Raw genomic sequence first — 24,089 nt, 5'->3', positions numbered from 1 at the left:
CAAACGATCTTCGGCGCGCCCATGTTAGGGTTGCGCTATCCAGTCACAAGGGAGGCTTACATGGCAGAGAAGAAATCCCCACCCGGCATGAACATGGCCGGCTGCATGCCGGTGCCGGATATGGGTTCGGTAAGCTCGGTGATGGCACCGCAGCTCAAAATGATGGAATCGATGATCGCGCAGAACATCGAACTGCTCGAATTCTTGAAAGCCCGGTTCGAGCGTGATCAGGAAATGGTCAACCAGCTGTCGGAAACTGCCGATCCGATGCGCGCGATGACGCTCTGGGGTGAGTTCTGGCAGCGTACGGCCAGCGATTACACCGCCGAGATGACGAAGCTCGCCACCTCGATGACGGGGATCGCGGAACGCGCGGTGCGCTCTGCCACCGAAGAGGGCGAAGCGCTCGCCAAGGCGGTCGGAAAAAAGTGACGACTCGGGTCGGCAAGCACGGGGTGAGCCTCGGCGACGTGCCGGTCTGAGCGATCCGAAAACGCGTTGGCGCGGCAAGCCGGAGGGGCTCGCCGCGCGCAGTGCCGTTTGCGGCCAGTCTGCGGGCTTACTTCTTGTAGATCCAGCCGCCGCCGAAGATGCGGCTGTCCTCGGGCGCGTAGAACACGCAGGCCTGTCCGGGGCTGACGCCTTCCTCTGGCACGACCAGTTCGACCTCGGCCTCGGTCTCCGAGACGGGGCGGATGATCGCCTCGCGCGGCGGGCGGGTCGAGCGGACCTTGACCTTCAGGTGCCATTCCTCGCGCGAGGTGAAGGGCTCGTCGCCTAGCCAGTTGATCTCGCGCACGGGGATGATGCGGGTCGACAGCGCCTCTTTCGGGCCGACGACGACATGGCGCGTCTCGGGGTCGAGCTTCACAACGTAAAGCGGATCTTCCAGTCCGCCGATGCCGAGCCCGCGCCGCTGACCGATCGTGTAATGGATCACGCCGCGATGCTGGCCGAGCACGTTGCCCTCCATGTCGACGATATCGCCGGGATCGGCGGCGCCGGGGCGCAGCTTCTCGATGACGCTTGCGTAGTTCCCGTTCGGCACGAAGCAGATATCCTGACTGTCGGGTTTGTCGGCCACCGCCAGCCCGTATTTCGCCGCCAGTTCCCGCGTCGCATCCTTCGAGGGCAGGTGGCCCAGCGGGAAGCGCAGGTAATCGAGCTGCTCCGGCGTGGTCGAGAACAGGAAATAGCTCTGATCGCGGTTCGGATCGGCTGCGCAATGCAACTCGGGCCCGGCCGCGCCGTCCTTGCGCTGGATGTAATGGCCCGTCGCCATGCAATCGGCATCGAGATCCTTCGCCGTCTCCAGCAGATCCTTGAACTTCACGCGCTCGTTGCAGCGGATGCAGGGCACCGGCGTCGCGCCACCCAGATAGGCGTCGGCGAATTCGTCGATCACCGCCTCGCGGAACGTGTTCTCGTAATCGAGCACGTAATGCGGGAAGCCCATCTCCTCGGCGACGCGGCGGGCATCGTGGATATCCTGCCCCGCGCAGCACGCGCCTTTCTTGGCCAGCGCCGCGCCGTGGTCGTAAAGCTGCAGCGTCACGCCCACCACGTCATAGCCTTCCTCGGCGAGTTTCGCGGCCACGACCGAGCTATCGACGCCGCCCGACATGGCGACGACGACGCGGGTGTCCGCGGGCGGTTTGGCGAAACCGAGCGAATTGAGCGGCAGATCCTTGGGCATGATGAAGCGTCCTTTAACGAGACGTGCAGCAATATAGGAAAATGCGACCCACTCTCAACCCCGCGTTTCACGCAGTGTTAACGGCGTGCGCACCAATGTGGCCGGCGTGAAGAGCTTGAAGGGGTGAGCCCATGTATCTCAAGAAAGTCGACGGCCCGCGCGCGGTGACCCTCGCCGACGGCACGATCCTGACCCGTGCCGATCTGCCTTCTCCGAAAACCCGAAGATGGGTGGCCAGCCGAAAAGCCGTAATCGTGCAGGCGGTCGCGCATGATCTGATCTCGCGCGATGAGGTGCTGGAGCGCTACGGGCTCTCCGACGAGGAGCTCGACCTCTGGATCGAAGCGATCGAAAGGCACGGGATTCAAGGGCTTAAGGTGACCGCGATCCAGAAGCTCAAACAGCTTTAGGTTGCACCCTCGCGGAAACGTGAGAAGGTAACCCGGTGTTAACCATTTGATGTAAGTCTCGACCTGATCGAGGGATTAATGCGGAGAACCCAGAATGCGTATTTTATTGGTGGAAGACGACCCGACGACCTCGCGCAGTATCGAATTGATGCTGACCCATGCGAATCTCAACGTCTATTGCACCGATCTGGGTGAAGAAGGCATCGATCTCGCGAAGCTCTACGATTACGACCTGATCCTGCTTGACCTCAATCTGCCCGACATGAACGGGCACGAGGTGTTGCGCCAGCTGCGCCTGTCGAAGATCGACACGCCGATTCTGATCCTCACCGGGGCCGACGATACCGAAAACAAGATCAAGGGATTCGGCTTCGGCGCCGATGACTACATGACGAAGCCCTTTCACCGCGAGGAACTGGTGGCGCGCATTCACGCGATCATCCGCCGGTCCAAGGGCCATGCGCAATCGATCATCCGCACCGGCAAGATCTCGGTCAATCTCGATGCGAAGACGGTCGAGGTCGATGGCAAGCCGGTGCATCTGACCGGCAAGGAATACCAGATGCTCGAACTCCTGAGCCTGCGCAAAGGCACGACCCTGACCAAGGAAATGTTCCTCAACCATCTCTACGGCGGCATGGACGAGCCCGAATTGAAGATCATCGACGTTTTCATCTGCAAGCTGCGCAAGAAACTCGCCGATGCCACCGAGGGCGAGAATTACATCGAAACCGTCTGGGGCCGTGGCTACGTGCTGCGCGATCCCGACCCTTCGGAGTTGGAGCGGCGCATCGCCATGGGCGCCTGACTTCACAAAGCCGGCGATCTCCGTCGTCACGGCTCTTTACGCCCCCTCGGCGCTTGCCTAAACCAAGGTCAGCACGAGGGGGTTTTCCATGTCCGAGCCAAGCCGCACCGAGATCGACGCGCTGAGCGAGGCCGAGGCCCGCGCAGAAATGCCCAGCCTGATCGCCAAGATCGAGGCGGCCAATACCGCCTATCATACTCATGATGCGCCCGAGATTTCGGATGCGGAATATGACGCGCTCAAGCAACGCCTCGCAGCGATCGAGGCGAAATTTCCCGCGTTGAAATCCGAGCAATCGCCCACCGAACAGGTTGGCGGCCAACTCGCGGAAGGCTTCGGCAAGATCACCCATGCGATCCGCATGATGAGCCTCGCCAATGCCTTTTCTGACGAGGAGGTGACCGAGTTCGACGAAAGCGTCCGCAGCTTCCTCGGTCTGAAATCCGACGCAAAGCTGAACTACACGGCCGAGCCGAAGATCGACGGGCTGTCGCTCTCGATCCGCTACGAGAAGGGCAAGCTGATCCATGCCGCCACGCGCGGCGACGGTGCGGTCGGTGAGAACGTGACCGAGAACGCACGCACCATCGACGACATTCCGACCTCGATCGCGGATGCGCCCGACGTGCTGGAAGTGCGCGGCGAAGTCTATATGAGCCATGCCGATTTCGAGGCGCTCAACAGCCGCAACGAGGCCGCAGGCGAAAAGCGTTTCGCCAATCCGCGCAACGCCGCTGCTGGATCCTTGCGCCAACTCGACCCGAAAGTGACCGCGTCGCGCCCTCTGAAGTTCTTTGCTTATGCCTGGGGGGAGCTTTCCGCGCCGCTGGCCGAGACCCAGATCGAGGCCATCGCGCGGCTGCAATCCCTCGGCTTCCAGACCAACCCGCTGACCGAGCTTTGCGACGGACCTGCTGACATGCTCGCCCATTACCGCGAGATCGAGGCAAAGCGCGCCACGCTCGGCTACGATATCGACGGCGTCGTCTACAAGGTAAACGACCTCGCGCTGCAGCGCCGCCTCGGCTTCCGCTCGACCACGCCGCGTTGGGCGATCGCGCATAAATTCCCCGCCGAGCTTGCCTGGACGCAGCTCGAAGGGATCGACATTCAGGTCGGTCGCACCGGCGCGCTCTCGCCGGTCGCGCGGCTGACGCCGGTGACGGTGGGCGGCGTGGTCGTCTCGAACGCGACGCTGCATAACGAGGATTACATCGCCGGGCGCGATTCCAAGGGCGCGGAAATTCGCGGCGGCAAGGATATCCGCGTCGGCGACTGGGTGCAGGTCTATCGCGCGGGGGACGTGATCCCGAAGATCGCCGATGTCGATCTCGCGCGCCGCCCCGAAGATGCGGTGCCCTACGACTTTCCGACCCATTGCCCTCGCTGCGGATCCGAGGCGATCCGCGAAGAGGGCGATGCGGTGCGCCGCTGCACCGGCGGGCTGATCTGCCCCGCGCAAGCGGTCGAAAAGCTGAAACATTTCGTCTCTCGCGCGGCTTTCGACATCGAAGGTCTCGGCGCGAAACAGGTCGAGCAATTCTACGAGGATGGCTGGATCAAGGAACCTGCCGACATCTTCACGCTGGAAGAGCGCTACGGGCAGGGCATCCAGCAGCTCAAGAACCGCGAGGGCTGGGGAGAGAAATCGGCGCGCAACCTCTTTGCCGCCATCGCAGAGAAACGCAGGATTCCGCTGCAACGCCTGATCTTCGCGCTCGGCATCCGTCATGTCGGTGAGACGAGCGCAGGGATGCTTGCCACACATTACGGCACATGGGACGCGTTCGAGACCGCGATGACGCAGGCAGACTGCGGCCAGGGCCCGGAATGGGACGATCTGATCTCGATCGACGGCGTCGGCGAGACACTCGCGACCTCGGTCGTGACGACGTTCCAGCAAGAGGCCGAGCGCGCCTCGATCGACCGTCTTACCGCACATCTGAGTGTCGAGGAGGCCGAGAAGCCGAAATCCGACAGTCCGGTTTCGGGCCTCACCGTCGTTTTCACCGGCACGCTGGAGAAGATGACCCGGGCCGAGGCGAAGGCGCGGGCGGAGGCGCTTGGCGCGAAGGTCTCGGGGTCCGTCAGCGCCAAGACCGACCTGCTCGTCGCGGGGCCGGGCGCTGGATCGAAAGCCAAGAAAGCGGCCGAGTTGAACATCCGCGTCATCGACGAGGATGAATGGATCGCGCTCGCGGGGGGCGCATGAGCACCCGGCCCTCCGAACTGTTCGAGCTCTTCGCCGAGCTCGACAGTCTCGCGGGCGTTGGTCCGAAAACGGCCAAGCATTTCGAGGGGTTGGGGATCACCCGCCCGCGCGACGCGTTGTTCACCTTACCGTATTCGGTGATCGACCGCCGTCCTGTCGCGACCGTGCAAGGCGTGCCAGCGGGCACCACAGTCACCGTCGAAGTGACGATCGGAGCCCATAGCCCTGCGCGTAAACAGGGCGCGCCAGACCGGGTTCTATGCCATGACGCGCAGGGCGACATCACGCTGGTCTTCTTCCGCGCGCGGGGCGACTGGCTCGCGAAACAGATGCCCAACGGGGCGCGGCGGATCATTTCGGGCAAGCTCGAGATTTATGACGGGCAGGCGCAGATCGTGCATCCCGATTACATCCTGCCGCCCGAAAATGCGGGCGAGATGCCCCGCTTCGAGCCGGTCTATCCGCTCACCGCCGGCGTCACGCAAAAGCTGATGGCGAAGGCGGCCGAGGGAGCCTTGGCGCGTGCGCCGGACCTGCCCGAATGGATCGACGCTGCGCTCAAGCGCCGCGAGGGCTGGCCGGATTGGCGCGACGCGGTGCAAACGGCGCATCACCCTGAAAAGATTGACGATCTCGCGGCCACGGCGCCGGCGCGCGCGCGCCTCGCCTATGACGAGCTTTTCGCGCATCAGATGACACTCGCGCTCGCGCGGCGCCAGTCGCGGCGCAAGAAGGGTCGGGTGACGCGCGGCACCGGCAAGCTCTCGGCGCAGGTTCTGGCCAGCCTGCCGTACAAGCCGACCGGTGCGCAGACCCGCGCGATCGCCGAAATCTCGGGGGATATGGGCTCCGAGCGGCGAATGAACCGGCTGCTGCAGGGCGATGTCGGCGCGGGCAAGACGCTGGTCGCCTTCTTGGCGCTGCTGACGGCGGTCGAGGCTGGCGGGCAGGGCGTGATGATGGCGCCCACGGAAATTCTCGCGCGCCAGCATCTGGAAGGTCTGGCGCCGCTGGCCGAGGCGGCGGGCGTCCGGCTGGAGATTCTGACCGGGCGCGACAAGGGGGCGGAGCGGGCGCGCAAGCTCGTCGATCTGGCCTCGGGCGCGATCGGTATCCTCGTGGGCACCCATGCGGTTTTTCAGAAAGACGTGGAATTTCAGGATTTGCGGCTTTCCGTGATCGACGAACAGCATCGCTTCGGCGTGGCGCAACGGATGGAGCTGGGTGCCAAGGGGCAGGCGGTCGACGTGCTGGTCATGACCGCAACGCCGATCCCGCGCTCGCTCGCGCTGGCGCAATATGGTGACATGGATGTGAGCCTTCTCGACGAGAAGCCACCGGGTCGGACGCCGGTCAAGACCGCGCTCGTCGCGATGGAGCGGATGGGAGAGGTGGTCGAGCATCTGCGCAAGGCGGTGGCCGAGGGGCGGCAGGCCTATTGGGTCTGCCCGCTGGTCGAAGAGAGCGAGCGCGTCGATCTGAGCTCCGCCACCGACCGCTTTCTGGCGCTGCGCGCAGCGCTTGGCGACGATGTCGTGGGGCTGGTTCACGGCCAGATGCCCTCCGCCGAGAAAGACGCCGCGATGGCGGCTTTCGTGAAGGGGCAGACCCGGGTGCTGGTCGCGACGACGGTGATCGAGGTGGGCGTGAACGTGCCCAACGCCTCGATCATGGTGATCGAGCGGGCCGAGAGTTTCGGTCTCGCGCAGCTCCATCAGCTGCGCGGGCGGGTCGGGCGCGGCGCTGCGGCCTCGACCTGCCTGATGATCTACCAGAGCCCGCTGAGCGAGACGGCAGAACGCCGCCTGTCGATCCTGCGCGAAAGCGAGGACGGGTTCCGCATCGCCGAGGAAGACCTCGCCATGCGGGGCGCGGGCGATGTGATCGGCACGGCGCAGTCGGGCCTGCCGCGTTTCCGCGTGGCGGACCTTGAACGTCAGGCCGGTCTGATGGCGGTGGCGCAGTCGGATGCGCGCAAGCTCCTGTCCGACGATCCCGAGCTGAGCGGCCCGCGCGGACAGGCGGCGCGGGTGCTGCTGTGGCTGATGGAACAGGACCGCGCGATCCGCCTGATCGGAATCGGCTGAGCCCGGTTCGACTCACGTTCTCCCCCTAGTGTTCTCAAATGTTCCTAAAAAGTTCTTTACACGCGACGTCAATTATGAGAACAAAGTAGCAACAGAGGGAATGGAGGTGCCAGATGGCCAAGGAAATCAAGGAGCTTCTCGACCGCAATCACAGCACGCTGCTGGCCGACGCCGTAGGGGGCATCGCGCTTTGCGCAAGCTTCATCATGGCGCTTTGGCTGCCGGGGCTCCTCTAAGCCCGACCTGTCTCATCGTTACTGCCTCGCGCTTTTTGGCTGCCGCACCTGTCCCAAACCCGCGGCTTTGCCTGTCCCCCAGGCCCCGCCTGTCCGTAAAGCGCAACCTTCAGCCGCCGCTCTTTCGAGTGGCGGCTTTTTTTATCGCGTAGAAGAGAGTTTAGCGGCTCAGCACTGCTCGAGCGCTTCGAGCGTCGCCTCGGGGGCGAGCAGGATCGAGCCATGCCGGTTGGGGTAGTCGCGCGCGGCTTGCAGCACTTCATAATCGCCGAAGGGCGCATCGGGGACAGGGCCGCCCTTGAGCATCTCGGCCAGCTGATCGCGCAGCTTCGCGATCTCATCGCGCGTGCGGCCCACGACCTGGGCCCCGAAGATCGCAGCAGAAGCCTGACCCAGCGCGCAGGCATGTACGGTCTGGCTATAGCCGGTCACGCGGCCGTCTGCGCAGGTCAGCGCGACTTCGACTGTGGAGCCGCAAAGCGGCGCGCGCTTGCGCATGGTCACGTCGGGCTCGGGCAGCGGATCGGTGCCCGGCATATCGGCGGCGAGCGCCAGAATGCGCTGCGAATAGAGCTTGATCAGATCGGTGTCGCTCATCTCTTTCCCCTTCGGCCCGTCCGGCGTAGATAGGACCTGAGCCACAGGAAGGAAAGAGCAGATGCCATTCGATCCCGCCAGCTTGACTTATGACGCCAACGGTTTGATCCCCGCCATCGCGCAGGATGCGCTGTCCGGCGATATCCTGATGATGGCATGGATGAACGCTGAGAGCGTTGCGAGGACACTCGAAACAGGGCGCGTAACCTATTGGTCGCGCTCGCGGCAATCGTTCTGGGTAAAGGGCGAGACCTCGGGCCATGTGCAGCGCCTGCGCGAGATGCGGGTGGATTGCGACCGCGACACGCTTCTGGTGCTGGTGGAGCAGGAAGGCCCGGCCTGCCACACCAATCGCCGGTCGTGCTTCTATACCGCGATCCGTGATGGCGAGGAGGTCGAGATCCTCACGCCGATGGAAGATTGAGAGCGACCCTTCGGGGTGGATATTTCCGTCAAGAGGAAGCGGGTAGCCCGACCATGCGGCGAATCTCGTCCGGGGTGCCCCCATCCTCGCGGTATTTCGCAATCGCGCGGGCGTCGTCGCGCTTGGCGAGGCGCTTGCCGTTCTCGTCTCGGATTAGCTTGTGGTGACAATAGGTTGGCGTCGGAAGTTCAAGTATCTCTTGAAGCAGAACATGGATCTGCGTGGCGTCGAACAGGTCCGCGCCGCGGGTGACATGGGTGATGCCTTGCGCGGCGTCGTCGAGCACGACGGCGAGGTGATAGGATGTGCCCATCTCGCGGCGTGCAAGCACGACATCGCCCACCTTGTCGATCAGATCGGCGCGAGAGATGTGATGCGTGCCTTTGTGCAGCGCGCAGACTTCCTCGAAGCGGATATCGCGGGCGGCGCGGGTCATATTCAGGCGCAAGGCGCTTTCAGGCAGCGGAGCCCCGGGGCGGCGCGCGCCGCTGTCGCGGCAGGTGCCGGGATAGATCAGGCCGTCGGGCCCGTATTGCGCGCCTTCCTGCGGTGCGGAGGCGGCTGCCTCAATGTCGCGGCGGGTGCAGGAGCATGCAAAGAGAAGATCGCTTTCCCAAAGTCTTTCAAGGGCTTCGCGATAGAGGTTCAAGCGATCCGATTGGCGCAGAACCGGCCCGTCCCAAGACAGCCCGAGCCAGTGTAGATCGTCGTAGATCTGCTGTTCCCAGTGCGGGCGCGCGCGGCTCTGGTCGATGTCTTCGATGCGCAGCAAGAACTGCCCGCCGGCCTTGCGCGCCATGTCATGCGCTAGGATCGCGCTATAGGCATGGCCCAGATGCAGCGGGCCCGTTGGCGAGGGGGCGAAGCGTGTGATCATCGACGCGCGCACCCTGCCAAATCAGCCGCCCGCGCGGCGATCCGCATGCGCCTGATAGATCAGGATCCAGGCGAGCGCGATGAACATCGGATGCGTCAGGCCGCCCGAGAAGATGATCGCCGGAACCCAGATCACGAAGACGAGGATCGCAAGGAAGATGCGCCCGATCAGCAGGATCGAAAGCGGTGGCAGAAACAGGGCCAGAACGTAGTTCATACGGTCTCTCCTTGATGTGCCAGCCAGTCGCCGAAGACCGTCTTGGCGCGATCGGTATAGGCCTTGTAGCGGTCTTTGCGGCCACGCCGCCCGCCCTTGGCGTCGATCGGCGGGAAGAGCCCGAAATTGACATTCATCGGTTGGAACGTCTTCGCCTCGGCCCCGCCTGTGATGTGGGTGATCAACGCCCCCATCGCGGTTTCGGGTCCCGGTGGCGGCAACTCGCGGCCCTGAAGCTCCGCAGCGGCCATGCGACCCGCCAGAAGGCCCATCGCGGCGCTTTCGACATAGCCTTCAACGCCGGTGATCTGGCCCGCGAAGCGCAGGTTCGGGTGCGACTTAAGCCGCATCTGAGCATCGAGCAGCGTCGGCGAATTGATGAAGGTGTTGCGGTGAATCCCGCCGAGACGCGCAAACTTGGCATCCTGAAGTCCCGGAATCATCCGGAAAACAGCAGCTTGCGCGCCGTACTTCATCTTGGTCTGGAAGCCCACGATATTGTAGAGCGTGCCGAGCGCGTTGTCGCGGCGCAGCTGCACCACCGCCCAAGCCTTGGTCTGCGGATCGTGCTCGTTGGTCAGGCCGACCGGTTTCATCGGCCCGTGGCGCAGGGTCTCGCGACCGCGTTCAGCCATCACCTCGATCGGCAGGCAGCCGTCGAAATAGCCCGCGGTCTCGCCCTCGTGGAACTCGGTCTTGTCGGCCTCGAGCAGCGCGTCGATGAAGGCCTCGTATTGGTCCTTCGTCATCGGGCAGTTGATATAGGCCGTGCGCTCTTCCTCGGTCTCGCCCTTGTCGTAGCGCGACTGGCGCCATGCGACGGACATGTCGATCGTGTCGGCATAGACGATGGGCGCGATGGCGTCAAAGAAGGCCAGTCGCTCTTCGCCGGTGGCTTGCAGGATAGCTTTGCCGAGGCTCTCAGACGTCAGAGGCCCGGTCGCAAAGATCCATTTTCCCTCTGAAGGAAGCTCCGTAACTTCTTCCTCCGTAAAGGAAATGTTCTCGTGGGCGCGAAGCGCCTCGGTCACCGATTGCGAAAACGCCTCGCGGTCCACGGCCAGCGCGCCGCCTGCGGGCAGACGGTGCTTGCGCGCGGTCTCCATGATCAGCCCGTTCGCGGCGCCCATCTCCCAATGGAGCTGACCCACGGCGTTGCGTTCGTGATCGTCCGAGCGGAACGAGTTCGAGCAGACCATCTCGGCATAGTTGCCGGTCTGGTGCGCGAAGGTTTCGACCTTGGGCCGCATCTCGTGCAGCACCACGCGGATGCCGGCATTCGCCGCCTGCCAGGCCGCTTCCGAGCCCGCCATGCCACCGCCGACGATATGGAGTTCTTCTGTCATGGCCGCTCATGTAGTGGTCAAAGCGGCAAAAGGGAAGGCCGATCCGCGGAGGGAAAACGGGAAACGGCCCGGAGCATCCCCGGGCCGTTTCTTGCGATCAGAAATCGTCGAGCTTGGGTCTCTTGCCGATCGAGACATGGTCGATGTCTTCAAGCGCAAATCCCTTGATGATCGAAGGGATCATCATCGACACCAGTATGAAGATCGGCAGGCCCACGACGGTGATCACCTGTTGCAGCGCGGTCAACCCGGCATCGCCTGCGAGTATGATCAGCATCGCCGCGACCAGCCCTTCGGCCGCGCCCCAGAAAACGCGCTGATGGACGGGGCCGGGCGTCGGCGTGCCGGTGCAGAGCATGTCGACCACCAGCGAGGCCGAGTCCGACGACGTCGCGAAGAAGATCGCCACCACGACGACGGCGATGCCCTGAACGATATGGACGAAGGGGAAATGCTCGAAGAAGGCGAACATCGCGAGCGGAACGCTATCGGAGACCGCTTTCGACAATTGCCCCGCCTGATCGCCCATCGCGGCGCGCGCCGCCTGTCCGATGCCGTCGAACTCCATCGCCTGCCAGCCGAAGATCGCGAACCAGATCAGGGTGAAGAGTGACGGCGCCAGCAGCACGCCGAAAACGAATTCGCGCACCGTGCGACCGCGCGAGATGCGCGCGACGAAGAGCCCGATGAAGGGCGACCAGGTCACCGTCCAGGCCCAGTAGAACACCGTCCACGAGCCCTGCCAGCCCCAGCCGGGCGTGTCGGGGTTCTCGTTGGCCAGCATGTCGTTCCAGAAGGCCAGATGCGGCAGGTTGGAGAAATAGAGCCCGAAGGTCTGGACGATCCCGCGCAGCAGGAACAGGGTCGAGCCGAAGATCAGCACGAAGACCATCAGGCCGACCGCCATGCCGATATTGATATTCGACAGCAGCTTCACGCCCTTGTCGAGCCCAGCGACGATGGAGGTGATCGCAACGGCGGTCAGCGCGGTGAGGATCGCGATCTTGACGAAGGTGCCGTCGCCCGTACCGAGAAGCGCATCGAGGCCGGCGGCGATCTGGCTGGAGCCGAGGCCGAGCGAGACGGCGACGCCAAACAGCGTGCCGAGGATCGAAGCGATGTCGATCGCCTTTCCGATCGGCCCGTTGATGCCCTCTTTCAGGAGCGGGTAGAACACCGAAGAGACCCGCACCGGCAGGTCGTAGCGGTTGATGAAATAGGCAAACCCCAGCCCCGGCAGCGTGAAGATCGTCCAGGTGTGCAGGCCGAGGTGATAGATCGCGATGGAGATCGCGTCTTTCGCGGCCTCGTCGGAAAAAGGCTCGACGCCCGGCAGCGGTGGTTCGGAGAAATGGCTGATCGGTTCGGCCACGCCCCAGAACATCAGCACCGTGCCGATACCGCCCGCGAACAGCATCGTGAACCATGACAGATTGCCATATTCCGGGCGGCTGTCCTTCGGCCCGAGCCGGATATGGCCATGGCGCGACAGCGCGGCCCAGATCAGGAAGCCCAGCCAGATATTGACGCCGAGAATGAAGAACCAGCCGAGATTGGCGACGATCCAGGAACGGCCCGCGGCGAACGCGTCGCCAATCGGGCCGGGAAAGATCACAAGGGCGAGCACGAAGACGATCGTGAAGCCTGCCGATACGAAGAAGATCGTCGGGTCGGTTCTTAGGCCGAGCCTATCTGCCAAGGCTTTCATGAAACTCTCCCTTTTTTGAATAGTGCAACCGCAACGGGTGGCTTCAGGGGTGGTTCCGGGCAAATGGCGAATTGAGAGCAACAAAGAGTCGAAACGGCGCGGCACGTGGCTGAGCCGCAACATCGAAAGTCCGTGCGATCAGAAGGCGAGGTTGTGGCGGAAGAGGTTCGTGGTCGAACCTTTTCCAAGGGTGACGCCGAGGCCGACGTTCCAGAGATCGAACTCGCCATCGCGACTATCCTTCTAGCGTGGAAGCCATAATGGGAAAGCCCCCGGTCCTTGCGGAACGGGGGCTTGATCTCATTGCTTTTTGCGAAGCCGTTGCGAATTGCGAGCAACCTGCGCGGGATCAGCTTTCGCTATCCTCCGCACCGCCGTTCCCGGAGGCGTCCGGCGCGGAAGGTGCATCGGGTGCATCGGTCGACCCATCGGAATCCGGATCCAGATCGTCGTCGTCGCCCTGATCGGCGATCCGCGCGACCGAGACCACGACTTCGCCCTTGGCGGTGTTGAACACACGCACGCCACCGGCAGAGCGCGAGCGGAAGGAGATGTCTTCCACCGGGCAGCGGATCGACTGACCCGTCGAGGTGGCGAGCATGATCTGATCGCTCATCTCGACCGGGAAGGAGGCCACCAGCGGGCCGCCCCGCATCGCCTTGTCGATCGCCGTCACACCCTGACCGCCGCGACCGCGGGTCGGATAGTCGTGGCTCGACGAGATCTTGCCCGACCCCTTCGAGGTGATCGTCAGGATCAGATCTTCGGCGGCGGACATCTCGGCATAACGTTCCATCGAGAGCGGCCCCTCGGCCACGGTTTCCTCGTCCTCGTCGGGCTCGACCTCGTCCTCGGTCACGCCCGCCATCAGGCGACGCTGCTTGAGATAGGCCGCGCGCTCTTCCGAGCTGGCTTCGAAGTGGCGGATCACCGACATCGAGACGACCTCGTCATCGCCCTTCAGCTTGATGCCGCGAACGCCGACCGAGTTGCGCGAGTTGAACACGCGCACTTCCGGCACCGGGAAGCGGATCGCGCGACCGCTGGCGGTGACCAGCATCACGTCGTCGTCCTCGGAACAGATGCGCGCATTGATCAGGCGCATTCCGGCGTTCTCGTCCTCGAACTTCATCGCGATCTTGCCGTTGCGCATGACGTTGGTGAAATCCGACAGGCGGTTGCGGCGCACGGTGCCCTTGGAGGTCGCGAAGACCATCTGCAGGTCGTCCCATTCCGCCTCGTCGCGATCGACCGGGGTGATCGCGGCGATCGACACGCCTGTGGGGATCGGCAGGATGTTGACGATCGCCTTGCCCTTCGACTGGCGAGAGCCGAGCGGCAGCTGCCAGCACTTCATCTTGTAGACCATGCCTTCGGTCGTGAAGAACAGAAGCTGCGTATGGGTGTTGGCGACGAACAGCGTGGTGACCGTGTCGTCATCCTTCAGCGCGCCACCCGACAGCCCCTTGCCGCCGCGCTTTTGCGAGCGGAAATCGGCCAGAGGCGTGCGCTTGATGTAGCCGCCCTGAGTGACGGTCACGACCATGTCTTCGCGCTCGATCAGGTCTTCGTCGGCCATGTCGCCGGCCCAGTCGATGATCTCGGTGCGGCGCGGCACGGCAAACAGCTCGCGCACTTCGCGCAGCTCGTCGGCGATGATGCCCATGATCCGCTCGCGCGAGGCGAGGATGGCGAGGTATTCGCGGATCTTCTCGGCCAGCTGGGCGAGTTCGTCCGTGACTTCCTTCACGCCGATCTGGGTCAGACGCTGAAGACGCAGATCGAGGATCGCGCGGGCCTGCGTTTCCGACAGGTTATAGGTGCCGTCATCGTTGACCGGATGCAGCGGATCGTCGATCAGCTTGAGATATTCGACGATGTCATGCGCGGGCCAGCGCCGCTCCATCAGGCGGGTGCGGGCCTCTGCCGCGTCGGCCGAGGAGCGGATGGTCGCCACGACCTCGTCTACGTTCGACACCGCCACGGCCAGACCGCAGAGGATGTGGCTGCGCTCGCGCGCCTTGCGCAGTTCGAATGCGGTGCGGCGTGCGACGACTTCCTCGCGGAAGCTGATGAAATAGGTGAGGAACTGGCGCAGCGTCAGCTGCTCGGGGCGGCCGCCGTTCAGCGCCAGCATGTTGCAGCCGAAGGAGGTCTGCATTTGCGTGAAGCGGAAAAGCTGGTTCAGCACCACATCGGGGGTCGCGTCGCGCTTCAGCTCGATCACGACACGCACGCCAACGCGGTCGGATTCGTCGGCGATGTTCGAGATGCCTTCGAGTTTCTTCTCGCGCACGAGATCGGCGATCTTCTCGATCATCGCCGCCTTGTTCACTTGATAGGGAATCTCGTCGAGGATGATCGCGAAGCGGTCCTTGCGGATCTCTTCCACGCGGGTCTTCGCCCGGATGATGACCGAGCCACGGCCCTCGAGGTAAGCCTTGCGCGCACCGCCGCGCCCCATGATCTGGCCGCCGGTCGGAAAGTCGGGGGCGGGGACGATCTCCATGATCGCCTCGTCCGACATGTCGGGGTTCTCGATCAACGCCAGCGTCGCGTCGCAGACCTCGCCGAGGTTGTGCGGCGGAATGTTGGTCGCCATGCCGACGGCGATACCGCCCGCGCCGTTGACCAGCATGTTCGGGAAGCGTGCGGGCAGAACCGTCGGCTCTTCCTGCTTGCCGTCGTAGTTGTCCTGGAAATCGACCGTGTCTTTCTCGATATCGGCGAGAATGTAATTGGCCGGTTTCGCCATGCGCACTTCGGTGTAGCGCATCGCCGCCGCGTTGTCGCCGTCCATCGAGCCGAAGTTGCCCTGACCGTCGAGCAGCGGCAGCGACATCGAGAAGGGCTGCGCCATCCGCACCAACGCGTCGTAGATCGCGGCGTCGCCATGCGGGTGATACTGACCCATGACGTCGCCAACCGGACGCGCCGACTTGCGATAGGGCTTGTCGAAAGTGTTCCCGGTCTCGTGCATCGCATAGAGGATGCGCCGGTGAACGGGTTTCAGACCGTCGCGCAGATCGGGGATCGCGCGGCTCACGATCACGCTCATCGCGTAATCGAGATAGGCGGTTTTCATCTCGTCCGCGATGGAAACGGTGGGGCCGAGATAAGCGGGCCGCCCGGGGCCTTCTTCTTCGGTTTCCGGCGGTTCAGGAGTGTCGGTCACGCGCGCCTCGATATTCTAGATATTGTTGTGGAACCTTATAAAGGCCGCAAGCGGCGGGTGCAATCATGGAGAAGGCCCCGGCGGGTGCGCGGGGCCTTCTTCGTGACGTCAGGTTAGGGCGATCGGGGCGCGGCCCGTGCCGCAGCCGATCAGCCTTCGCGGGCTGCGCGCTTCCGCTCGTGCGGGTCGAGGTGCAGTTTGCGCAGGCGGATCGCCTTGGGCGTGACTTCGACCAGCTCGTCGTCGTTGATATAGGCGATGGCCTCCTCGAGCGACAGACGCACCGGCGGGGTCAGGCGGACCGCTTCATCCGTGCCCGAGGCGCGGACGTTGGTCAGCTTCTTGCCCTTGAGCGGGTTCACTTCGAGATCGTTGTCGCGCGAATGCTCGCCGATGATCATCCCGGTATAGACCTGCTCCTGCGAGCCGATGAACAGCTTGCCGCGCTCCTCGAGGTTCCACAGCGCGTAGGCGACAGAGACGCCATTCTCCATCGAGATCAGAACGCCCTGACGACGCCCGTCGATCTGGCCCTTGTAGGGCGCCCAGCTATGGAACAGGCGGTTCAGCACGCCCGAGCCGCGCGTGTCGGTCAGGAACTCGCCCTGATAGCCGATCATGCCGCGCGAGGGGACATGGGCCACGATGCGGGTCTTGCCACCCTCGGCCGGGCGCATCTCGGCCAGTTCGCCCTTGCGGTAGCCGGTCAGCTTCTCGATCACGACGCCGGAATACTCGTCGTCCACGTCGACGATGACTTCCTCGATCGGCTCCATGCGCTGGCCGTCTTCCTCGCGGAAGATCACCTTCGGGCGCGAGATCGACAGTTCGAACCCTTCGCGGCGCATGTTCTCGATCAGCACGCCCATCTGGAGTTCGCCACGACCCGAGACCACGAAAGCCTCGCCGCCGGGGGTGTCCTCGACGCGGATCGCGACGTTGGTTTCGGCCTCTTTCATCAGGCGGTCGCGAATGACGCGCGACTGCACCTTCGAGCCGTCCTTGCCGGCGAGCGGCGAGTCGTTGATGCCGAAGGTCACGGAGATCGTCGGCGGATCGATCGGCTGGGCGTCGATCGGGGTATCGACTTCCGGCGCGCAGAGCGTGTCGGCGACGGTGGCCTTGGTCATGCCTGCGACGGTGACGATGTCGCCAGCGACGGCCTCGTCGATCGGCTGCTGCGACAGGCCACGGAAGGCGAGAATCTTGGTGCAGCGGAAGGCTTCGATGCGCTCGCCCTTGCGCGAGAGCGCCTTGAGCTGATCGCCGACCTTGAGCGTGCCCGCCTCGATGCGGCCGGTCAGGATGCGCCCGATGAACGGGTCGGCCGAGAGCGTGGTGGCCAGCATCTGGAACGGCTCGTCGGCGCGGAATTCCTGCTTCGGCGGCTCGACATGCTTCAGGATCAGCTCGAACAGCGCGTCGAGGTTCTCGCGCGGGCCGTCCAGCTCGGTATCCGCCCAGCCACCGATGCCCGAGGCATAGAGATGCGGGAAGTCGAGCTGCTCGTCATCGGCGCCGAGATTCGCGAAGAGGTCGAACACCTCGTCCAGCGCGCGGTCGGGCTCGGCCGCGGGCTTGTCGACCTTGTTGAGCACGACGATCGGCTTCAGGCCAAGCGCAAGCGCCTTCGAGGTCACGAACTTGGTCTGCGGCATCGGGCCTTCGGCTGCGTCCACCAGCAGCACGACACCGTCCACCATCGAGAGGATACGCTCGACCTCGCCGCCGAAATCGGCGTGGCCGGGGGTGTCGACGATGTTGATGCGGGTGCCGCCCCATTCCACCGAGGTGGCCTTGGCGAGAATGGTGATGCCGCGCTCGCGCTCGATGTCGTTGCTGTCCATCGCGCGTTCCGCGACGGCCTGGTTTTCACGGAAAGCGCCCGATTGGCGCAGAAGCTGGTCCACGAGCGTCGTCTTGCCGTGGTCCACGTGAGCGATGATCGCAATGTTGCGAAGGTCCATGGGAGGTCGTCCTGTTCTTGAGTTGCCCCGCCCATAAAGGAAAGATCGCCTCTCGGCTAGCCCCCCAGCATGGCGATCTCGCCGCGATGCGGCATCGTGTCAGTGGAAATGCGATTTCGAGAACAGGTTGATCACGAGGATGCCTGTCAGAATCAGCGCGATCCCGATCAGGGCGGGCAAATCCAGCCGCTGATTGAACATCAGCCAGCCCACGCCCGCGATCAGGACCATTCCGATCCCGGACCACAGCGCATAGGTGATCCCGAGCGGCAGCACCTTCAGCACCAGCGTGAAGAAATAGAGCCCGCCGATGAAGCCCACCGCCACGCCCACCGTCGGCCAGAGCCGCGTGAATTGCTGGCTGGCCTGCAGGCAGGCCGAGCCGAAGGTCTCGAAAGCGACCGCGATGAGCAGGATGACATAGGTCTTGAGCATGGCCGGCACTCTGCCGGATCACTCGGCGATATACCAGTCCCGGCGGTGGTTCATCGCGATGACGAAATTCAGCACGATTGCACCCAGAAGCGAGTAGAGCACCAAAGGCGGTGCGAGGATGAAGCTCGCGATGACGAACAGGCACAGGTCGTGGATCAGCTGCGTCCAGCCGGCGCGAAAGCCGAACTTGTCCTGCAAGATCACGGCGACGATGGAGACGCCACCGAGCGAGCCCTTGTGACGGAAGAGGCCGAGAAGGCCGACGCCTGCGGAGATCCCGAACAGCACGGCGGCCACGGCAGGGTGGATATCCGCGACATGCAGAACGGGCTTGAGCGCCTCGGCCATCAGCGACACGAGCGTCACGGTCACGAGGCTTTTCAGCGCAAAGCCTGCGCCGCGCGCGTAATAGGCGAAGGCGTAGAAGGGGATGTTGATCACGAAGAACACGACCCCGAAACTGACTCCCGTGATATAGGACAGGATCAGCGCGGCGCCTGCGGTGCCCCCGGTCACGAGGCCCGCGGCGCGCAGCAGGTGAATTCCCAGCGCGGCTTGAGCGGCGGCCACGACAAGGCCCTGCAGATCCTCGAGCTTCGAGTAATGCGGACGGGTCGCGTCTTTGGCGGCGATCTGGTCGGCGGTGATATGTGCGTCAGTGGTCATGACCTAATAATAGGGCATAATCGCTGACCTACCAACTCGCTGGGCGCAGGTCCGCCTTGCAGTACTCGAAAGGGTCGGGCAGGGCGCGCGGGCCCGTGGCCGGCCGATCGCGTCCGGATCAGGTGGCGATATAGCGGTCGCGGCGGTGGTTGATCAGGATGATAACGTTCAAAACCATCGCGCCCAGAAGCGACCACAGCACCTTGTCGAGCGGTAGCACGAACAGCGCGAACAGGAACACGCCGCAATCGAACAGGATCTGCGTGCGGCCCGCTTTGAACCCGGTCTTGTCCTGCAGATAAAGCGCCACGATCCCCACGCCGCCAAGGCTCGCGCCGTGGCGAAAAAGCGCCAGAAGCCCTGCGCCCGAGACGACCCCCGCCAAGACAGCCGCCGCACCGGGGTGAAGGGTGGCGAAGCTGAGAAGAAGCGGCAAGATCTCGGTAAAGACAGACAGGATGGCCACTGCGATCACCGTCTTCACCGTGAATCGCTTCCCCATCCGGCGCAAGGCAAGCCAATAGAAGGGCAGGTTGAGCGTGAAGAAGATCGCACCGAAGCTCCATCCGGTGACGTAGGAGAGCACCAGCGACAGCCCCGCGATCTGCCCGGTAAACAAGCCCGCGCCGTGCAGCAGCGCTACGGCGAGCGCCATCATCAGCGTGCCGGAGAGAAGCCCTTGGGTGTCCTCGGGCAGAGTATGGCGATGCGGGTCTTGGATGCGGGTCTGGCTCATGGCGCTCAGATGCCATGAGGCAACGCCAAGCGCAAGAACTGATGCGCATCGGCAACAGAGGTGCCTCAATACCTCCCAAACACCGTCGCGCGAGTTGCCGTGCTGTCGGAGATCGGGCCAAGTGGCGCCATTCGCAACGCCCAAGTCAAGAGGAGGGCCGCCATGATGTCATATCACCAAGCCCTCGCAGCGTATTGCGAAACCCGTATCGGTTTTTCGGTCACCGCCCGCGTCGCACGACGCCTCGCCTGACCGTCCCGATCCGACCCGGGGCCTAGGCCCCACTCCCGCAAACTGACCCGATTTCCGCGTCCCGATCCTGTCGCGACGCATCCTGGCCGCGCTCTCGCGGTTCCCGTCGGGTCTTCTTTCACATCAATCGAAGAAAGGCCGGTTGCGGGATTGGACCCGCGCCGGGACATCACATGATCCAGACTCTCGAGCGTCCGAACGACGCCTTCACCATCGAAGCCACGATCGCCAAGTTCGGCGCAGGTAAAGTGCTGCGCTCGGCGCTGCTCGCGCTTATTTCCCGCGGAAACAAGCCGCGTCCGCTCGATGCCGGGCAGCTGAGCGACCACTTGCGCAGAGATATCGGGCTCGGGCCCGCTGAGCCTCCGCCAGAGCCGTGGAGCATGATGCGGTAAACGAAAGGGTCGGGCGTGTGATGCGCCCGGCCCATGCAAGGACATGAGGGGCGCGCCCGACCTCGGGTGGGCGCTTTGATCCGCCTGTGTGAGGGTGTTTTATCTCGCAAGCCCGAATGACTGCGTGCTTGCGGAGACACCACCGATGCGCCCTCCCGGGAGGAATGAGGAGGGACCGTCGCGCCTGTGGCGCGGCGTAAGCCTGACGAATGGGCGCGGCCCGGGGCTGGTCGCCCCGTGCCAGTCGGGCGTCGATCGTTTCTCGCCAAACGAAAAAGGCGGGGAGAACCCCGCCTTCCTCAACCCATTTCGCGCGCTTTAGAGCGACAGCGACTTGTTCAGGTATTCGTCGATCTTCTCGAGGAAGCCCATCGTGGTCAGCCACTTCTGATCGGGGCCCACGAGCAGCGCGAGGTCCTTGGTCATGTGGCCATCCTCGACCGCCTGCACGCAGACCTTCTCGAGCGTTTCCGCGAAGGTCTGAAGCTGCGCGTTGCCGTCCAGCTTGGCGCGGTGCTTCAGGCCACCGGTCCAGGCGAAGATCGAGGCGATGGAATTCGTCGAGGTCTCCTTGCCCTGCTGGTGCTGGCGGTAGTGGCGCGTGACCGTACCGTGGGCGGCCTCGGCTTCGACCGTCTTGCCATCGGGCGTCATCAGGATCGAGGTCATCAGACCCAGCGAACCGAAGCCCTGCGCGACCGTATCCGACTGCACGTCGCCGTCGTAGTTCTTGCAGGCCCAGACATAGCCGCCCGACCATTTCAGCGAGCTCGCCACCATGTCGTCGATCAGGCGATGCTCGTACCAGATGCCGGCTTCCTTGAACTTCTCGGCGAATTCTTCCTCGAAGACCTGCTGGAACAGATCCTTGAAGCGGCCGTCATAGGCCTTGAGGATCGTGTTCTTGGTCGACAGATAGACCGGCCAGCCCTTCATCAGGCCGTAGTTCAGCGAAGCGCGCGCGAAGTCGATGATCGACTTGTCGAGGTTGTACATGCCCATCACGACGCCTGCGTCAGGCGCCTGGAACACTTCCTTCTCGATCACTTCACCATCGTCGCCCACGAATTTCAGCGTGATCGTGCCCTTGCCGGGGAAGCGGAAATCGGTGGCCTTGTACTGGTCGCCATAGGCGTGACGGCCCACGACGATCGGCTTGGTCCAGCCGGGCACGAGGCGCGGGACGTTCTTGCAGATGATCGGCTCGCGGAAGATGACGCCGCCGAGGATGTTTCGGATCGTGCCGTTGGGCGAGCGATACATGCGCTTGAGGTTGAATTCCTCCATGCGCGCCTCGTCGGGGGTGATCGTCGCACATTTGACGCCGACGCCGTATTGCTTGATCGCCTCGGCCGCATCGACGGTGATCTGGTCGTCGGTCGCGTCGCGGCTCTCGATGCCGAGGTCGTAATATTTCAGGTCGATATCGAGATAGGGCAGGATCAGTTTCTGCTTGATGAAGTCCCAGATGATGCGGGTCATCTCGTCGCCGTCGAGTTCGACGACGGGGTTCTCTACCTTGATCTTGGTCATGCGCGTTCCTTTTCAGATCGGGCTTAATTCACGGGTTCGTGTGCCGGGGAGGCCGGGAATTGAAAGGGGCGGCCCGCGCCGCCCCCTGGTCTCAGTGCTCTCAGCCGATGATGGCGTTGAGCGTCTCGCTCGGGCGCATCACCGCGGCGAGCTTTTTCGGATCGGCGTGGTAGTAGCCGCCGATATCGGCGGGCTTGCCCTGAACCTCTGCCAGTTCGGCCACGATCTTCGCCTCGCCTTCGGCCAGCGCCTTGGCGATCGGGGCGAATTCGGCGGCCAGTTCGGTATCGTCGCCTTGCGCGGCGAGAGCCTCGGCCCAGTAGCGGGCGAACCAGTAGTGGCTGGCGCGGTTGTCGGGCTCGCCGACCTTGCGCGAGGGCGACCGGTCGTTGTCGAGAATGCCCTGCGTCGCGGTCTCGACCGTCTCGCCCAGCACGCGCGCTTTCGCGTTGTCGGTCTGGTCCGCGAAGAACTTGAAGCTCTCGCCGAGGGCGCAGAATTCGCCGAGGCTGTCCCAACGCAGGTGATTTTCCTCCACCAGCTGCTGAACGTGCTTGGGGGCCGAGCCGCCAGCGCCGGTCTCGAACAGACCGCCGCCCTGCATCAGCTTCACGATCGAGAGCATCTTGGCCGAGGTGGCCAGCTCCAGGATCGGGAACAGGTCCGTCAGGTAGTCGCGCAGCACGTTGCCGGTGATCGCGATAGTGTTCTCGCCCTTGGTGATGGTCTCGAGCGAGGCGATGGTCGCCTCACGCGGGGCCATGATCTCGAACTTGTCGGCCACGCCCTTGGCTTCCAGGATCGGCTTCACGTAGGAGATCAGCTCCGCATCGTGAGCGCGGGTCTCGTCGAGCCAGAAGATCGCGCGGTAGCCGGTCGCCTTCTGACGGTCGATGGCGAGGTTCACCCAGTCTTCGATCGGCGCCTTGCGGGCCGAGGCCGAACGCCAGATGTCGCCCTTCTTCACGTCATGCGAATGCAGGACCGTGCCGTCGTCCAGAACCATCTTCACGGTGCCGTCGTTCGGGATCTCGAAGGTGGTCGGGTGCGAGCCGTATTCCTCGGCTTTCTGCGCCATCAGGCCGATGTTCTGAACGGTGCCCGCGGTGGCGGGGTTCAGTTTGCCGTTGGCTTTGAAATACTCGATCGTCGCGTCATAGACCGGCGCGTAGGAGCTATCCGGGATCACGCAGACGCAGTCGTGTTCCTTGTTGTCCGGGCCCCAGCCTTTGCCGCCGGCGCGGATCAGCGCGGGCATCGAGGCGTCGATGATGACATCGGAGGGCACGTGCAGGTTGGTGATGCCCTTGTCCGAGTTCACCATATACATCGGCGGACGCTGGTCGCGGACTTCCTCGATCGCAGCCAGGATTTCCGGCTCGCCCTTCACGCGCTCCAGCAGGTCGCCCATGCCCGAGGCGGGATCGACGCCGAGCGACTTCATCTTGTCACCGTATTTCTCGAAGACCGGCTTGAGCCATTCCTTCACCGCATGACCGAAGATGATCGGGTCGGAGACCTTCATCATCGTCGCCTTCATATGCAGCGAGAACAGGACGCCTTCGTCCTTGGTCTTCTTGATTTCCTCGGCAAGGAAGGCGTCGAGCTTGTCAGCCGACATGTAGGTCGCGTCGACCACGGTGCCTTCGGGATAGCTCACGCCGTCCTTGAGAACGGTCTCGCCATCGGCGCCTTCCAGCACGATTTTCGCGGTGGCCGCCTTCGGCAGGGTGGCCGAGACTTCGTTCGAGAAGAAATCGCCTTCTGACATCGAGGCGACGCGGGTCTTGCTGTCGGCGGTCCACTCGCCCATGCGGTGCGGGTTGTTCTGCGCGAATTTCTTCACGGCAGCGGCGGCGCGACGATCCGAGTTGCCCTCGCGCAGCACCGGGTTCACGGCCGAGCCCTTGATCGAGTCGTATTTCGCGCGGACGGCTTTTCCCTCATCGGTCTTCGGCTCTTCCGGGTAATCGGGCAGGGCGTAGCCTTGGCCTTGCAATTCACGGACGGCAGCGACCAGCTGCGGCACCGAAGCCGAGATGTTCGGCAGCTTGATGACGTTGGCCTGCGGCGTTTTCACGTAATCGCCGAGCCAGGCCAGATCGTCCGACTGGCGCTGCTCTTCGGTAAGCGCTTCGGGGAAGGTGGCGAGGATGCGGCCCGCGAGCGAGATATCCTTGGTGCCCACCGAAATCCCGGCCGCTTGCGCGAATTTGCGCACGATCGGCAGCAGTGATGCGCTTGCCAGTTCCGGGGCCTCGTCGACCTTGGTGTAAATGATGTCAGGAGTGTTCTTGTCGCTCATGGCACAGC

Annotated in this window: 21 protein-coding genes; 8 read left to right on the top strand and 13 right to left on the bottom strand. The window is 63.7% G+C overall.

The annotated features are described in order from the left end of the window. The first annotated feature begins 60 nt into the window (after positions 1 to 60). Complete coding sequence (locus BMG03_RS11195; protein WP_075774876.1) at positions 61 to 432, top strand: phasin family protein; 372 nt, start codon at positions 61 to 63, stop codon at positions 430 to 432. 127 nt (positions 433 to 559) lie between these two features. On the opposite strand, the gene mnmA is transcribed toward BMG03_RS11195, so the two are convergent. Beyond that, positions 560 to 1,696, bottom strand: coding sequence for a tRNA 2-thiouridine(34) synthase MnmA (gene mnmA, locus BMG03_RS11190; RefSeq protein WP_075774875.1), 1,137 nt, complete (start codon positions 1,694 to 1,696; stop codon positions 560 to 562). Positions 1,697 to 1,827: 131 nt separating this feature from the next. Here mnmA and sciP point away from each other — a divergent pair, with 131 nt between their 5' ends. The 5 genes from sciP to BMG03_RS21210 all read left to right on the top strand — a co-directional run bounded on the left by sciP (position 1,828) and on the right by BMG03_RS21210 (position 7,449). After that, positions 1,828 to 2,106, top strand: a complete 279-nt coding sequence (gene sciP, locus BMG03_RS11185; protein ID WP_075774874.1) for a CtrA inhibitor SciP — start codon at positions 1,828 to 1,830, stop codon at positions 2,104 to 2,106. 94 nt (positions 2,107 to 2,200) lie between these two features. Then, the gene (gene ctrA / locus BMG03_RS11180; RefSeq protein ID WP_075774873.1) at positions 2,201 to 2,914 is read left to right on the top strand and encodes a response regulator transcription factor CtrA; all 714 of its coding nucleotides are present in this window, start codon (positions 2,201 to 2,203) and stop codon (positions 2,912 to 2,914) included. 88 nt (positions 2,915 to 3,002) lie between these two features. Beyond that, positions 3,003 to 5,126, top strand: a complete 2,124-nt coding sequence (gene ligA, locus BMG03_RS11175) for an NAD-dependent DNA ligase LigA (RefSeq protein WP_075774872.1) — start codon at positions 3,003 to 3,005, stop codon at positions 5,124 to 5,126. After that, entirely contained in the window at positions 5,123 to 7,213 is a 2,091-nt protein-coding gene (gene recG, locus BMG03_RS11170; protein WP_075775113.1) for an ATP-dependent DNA helicase RecG, read from the top strand. The genes ligA and recG overlap by 4 nt, the downstream gene beginning before the upstream one ends. Before the next feature lie 113 nt (positions 7,214 to 7,326). Next, complete coding sequence (locus BMG03_RS21210) at positions 7,327 to 7,449, top strand: hypothetical protein (RefSeq protein WP_255266459.1); 123 nt, start codon at positions 7,327 to 7,329, stop codon at positions 7,447 to 7,449. Between the two features lie 168 nt (positions 7,450 to 7,617). Here BMG03_RS21210 and BMG03_RS11165 read toward each other — a convergent pair whose 3' ends face one another. Next, positions 7,618 to 8,046 (bottom strand): iron-sulfur cluster assembly scaffold protein, encoded by a 429-nt coding sequence (locus BMG03_RS11165; RefSeq protein WP_075774871.1) that lies wholly within the window; start codon positions 8,044 to 8,046, stop codon positions 7,618 to 7,620. Between the two features lie 61 nt (positions 8,047 to 8,107). On the opposite strand from BMG03_RS11165, the gene hisI reads away from it, so the two are divergent. Continuing rightward, a complete protein-coding gene (gene hisI / locus BMG03_RS11160; protein ID WP_075774870.1) occupies positions 8,108 to 8,470 on the top strand; it encodes a phosphoribosyl-AMP cyclohydrolase in 363 nt (120 codons plus the stop codon). A gap of 28 nt (positions 8,471 to 8,498) precedes the next feature. On the opposite strand, the gene gluQRS is transcribed toward hisI, so the two are convergent. The 9 genes from gluQRS to BMG03_RS11115 all read right to left on the bottom strand — a co-directional run bounded on the left by gluQRS (position 8,499) and on the right by BMG03_RS11115 (position 19,596). After that, entirely contained in the window at positions 8,499 to 9,347 is an 849-nt protein-coding gene (gene gluQRS / locus BMG03_RS11155; RefSeq protein WP_075774869.1) for a tRNA glutamyl-Q(34) synthetase GluQRS, read from the bottom strand. A gap of 21 nt (positions 9,348 to 9,368) precedes the next feature. Next, entirely contained in the window at positions 9,369 to 9,563 is a 195-nt protein-coding gene (locus BMG03_RS11150; protein WP_075774868.1) for a hypothetical protein, read from the bottom strand. Continuing rightward, positions 9,560 to 10,909: a methylenetetrahydrofolate--tRNA-(uracil(54)-C(5))-methyltransferase (FADH(2)-oxidizing) TrmFO gene (gene trmFO, locus BMG03_RS11145; protein ID WP_075774867.1), complete on the bottom strand. Its 1,350-nt coding sequence runs from the start codon at positions 10,907 to 10,909 to the stop codon at positions 9,560 to 9,562. The genes BMG03_RS11150 and trmFO overlap by 4 nt, the downstream gene beginning before the upstream one ends. A 97-nt stretch (positions 10,910 to 11,006) precedes the next feature. Beyond that, positions 11,007 to 12,617 carry a BCCT family transporter gene (locus tag BMG03_RS11140; protein ID WP_075774866.1) on the bottom strand — a complete coding sequence of 537 codons (1,611 nt, stop codon included), beginning with the start codon at positions 12,615 to 12,617 and terminating at the stop codon, positions 11,007 to 11,009. A 349-nt stretch (positions 12,618 to 12,966) separates the two neighbouring features. Then, positions 12,967 to 15,792 (bottom strand): DNA gyrase subunit A, encoded by a 2,826-nt coding sequence (gene gyrA, locus BMG03_RS11135; protein ID WP_077701229.1) that lies wholly within the window; start codon positions 15,790 to 15,792, stop codon positions 12,967 to 12,969. A 149-nt stretch (positions 15,793 to 15,941) separates the two neighbouring features. Beyond that, positions 15,942 to 17,759 (bottom strand): translational GTPase TypA, encoded by a 1,818-nt coding sequence (typA, locus tag BMG03_RS11130; RefSeq protein ID WP_075774865.1) that lies wholly within the window; start codon positions 17,757 to 17,759, stop codon positions 15,942 to 15,944. A gap of 99 nt (positions 17,760 to 17,858) precedes the next feature. Beyond that, on the bottom strand, positions 17,859 to 18,194 hold the full coding sequence (locus BMG03_RS11125; RefSeq protein ID WP_075774864.1) for a DMT family transporter: 336 nt from the start codon (positions 18,192 to 18,194) through the stop codon (positions 17,859 to 17,861). Between the two features lie 18 nt (positions 18,195 to 18,212). Continuing rightward, a complete protein-coding gene (locus BMG03_RS11120) occupies positions 18,213 to 18,860 on the bottom strand; it encodes a YitT family protein (RefSeq protein WP_077701228.1) in 648 nt (215 codons plus the stop codon). A 118-nt stretch (positions 18,861 to 18,978) separates the two neighbouring features. Then, positions 18,979 to 19,596: a YitT family protein gene (locus tag BMG03_RS11115; protein WP_075774863.1), complete on the bottom strand. Its 618-nt coding sequence runs from the start codon at positions 19,594 to 19,596 to the stop codon at positions 18,979 to 18,981. Positions 19,597 to 20,021: 425 nt separating this feature from the next. Here BMG03_RS11115 and BMG03_RS11110 point away from each other — a divergent pair, with 425 nt between their 5' ends. Then, positions 20,022 to 20,243: a hypothetical protein gene (locus tag BMG03_RS11110; RefSeq protein ID WP_075774862.1), complete on the top strand. Its 222-nt coding sequence runs from the start codon at positions 20,022 to 20,024 to the stop codon at positions 20,241 to 20,243. A 318-nt stretch (positions 20,244 to 20,561) separates the two neighbouring features. Here the strand turns inward: BMG03_RS11110 and BMG03_RS11105 are convergent, their stop codons facing one another. Both BMG03_RS11105 and BMG03_RS11100 read right to left on the bottom strand, forming a co-directional pair. Beyond that, positions 20,562 to 21,776, bottom strand: coding sequence for an NADP-dependent isocitrate dehydrogenase (locus tag BMG03_RS11105; RefSeq protein ID WP_075774861.1), 1,215 nt, complete (start codon positions 21,774 to 21,776; stop codon positions 20,562 to 20,564). 100 nt (positions 21,777 to 21,876) lie between these two features. After that, on the bottom strand, positions 21,877 to 24,081 hold the full coding sequence (locus BMG03_RS11100) for an NADP-dependent isocitrate dehydrogenase (protein WP_075774860.1): 2,205 nt from the start codon (positions 24,079 to 24,081) through the stop codon (positions 21,877 to 21,879). Positions 24,082 to 24,089 lie beyond the last annotated feature (8 nt).

Source organism: Thioclava nitratireducens, assembly GCF_001940525.2.
Taxonomy (GTDB): domain Bacteria; phylum Pseudomonadota; class Alphaproteobacteria; order Rhodobacterales; family Rhodobacteraceae; genus Thioclava; species Thioclava nitratireducens.
This window is presented reverse-complemented; position numbering and strand designations above follow the sequence as displayed.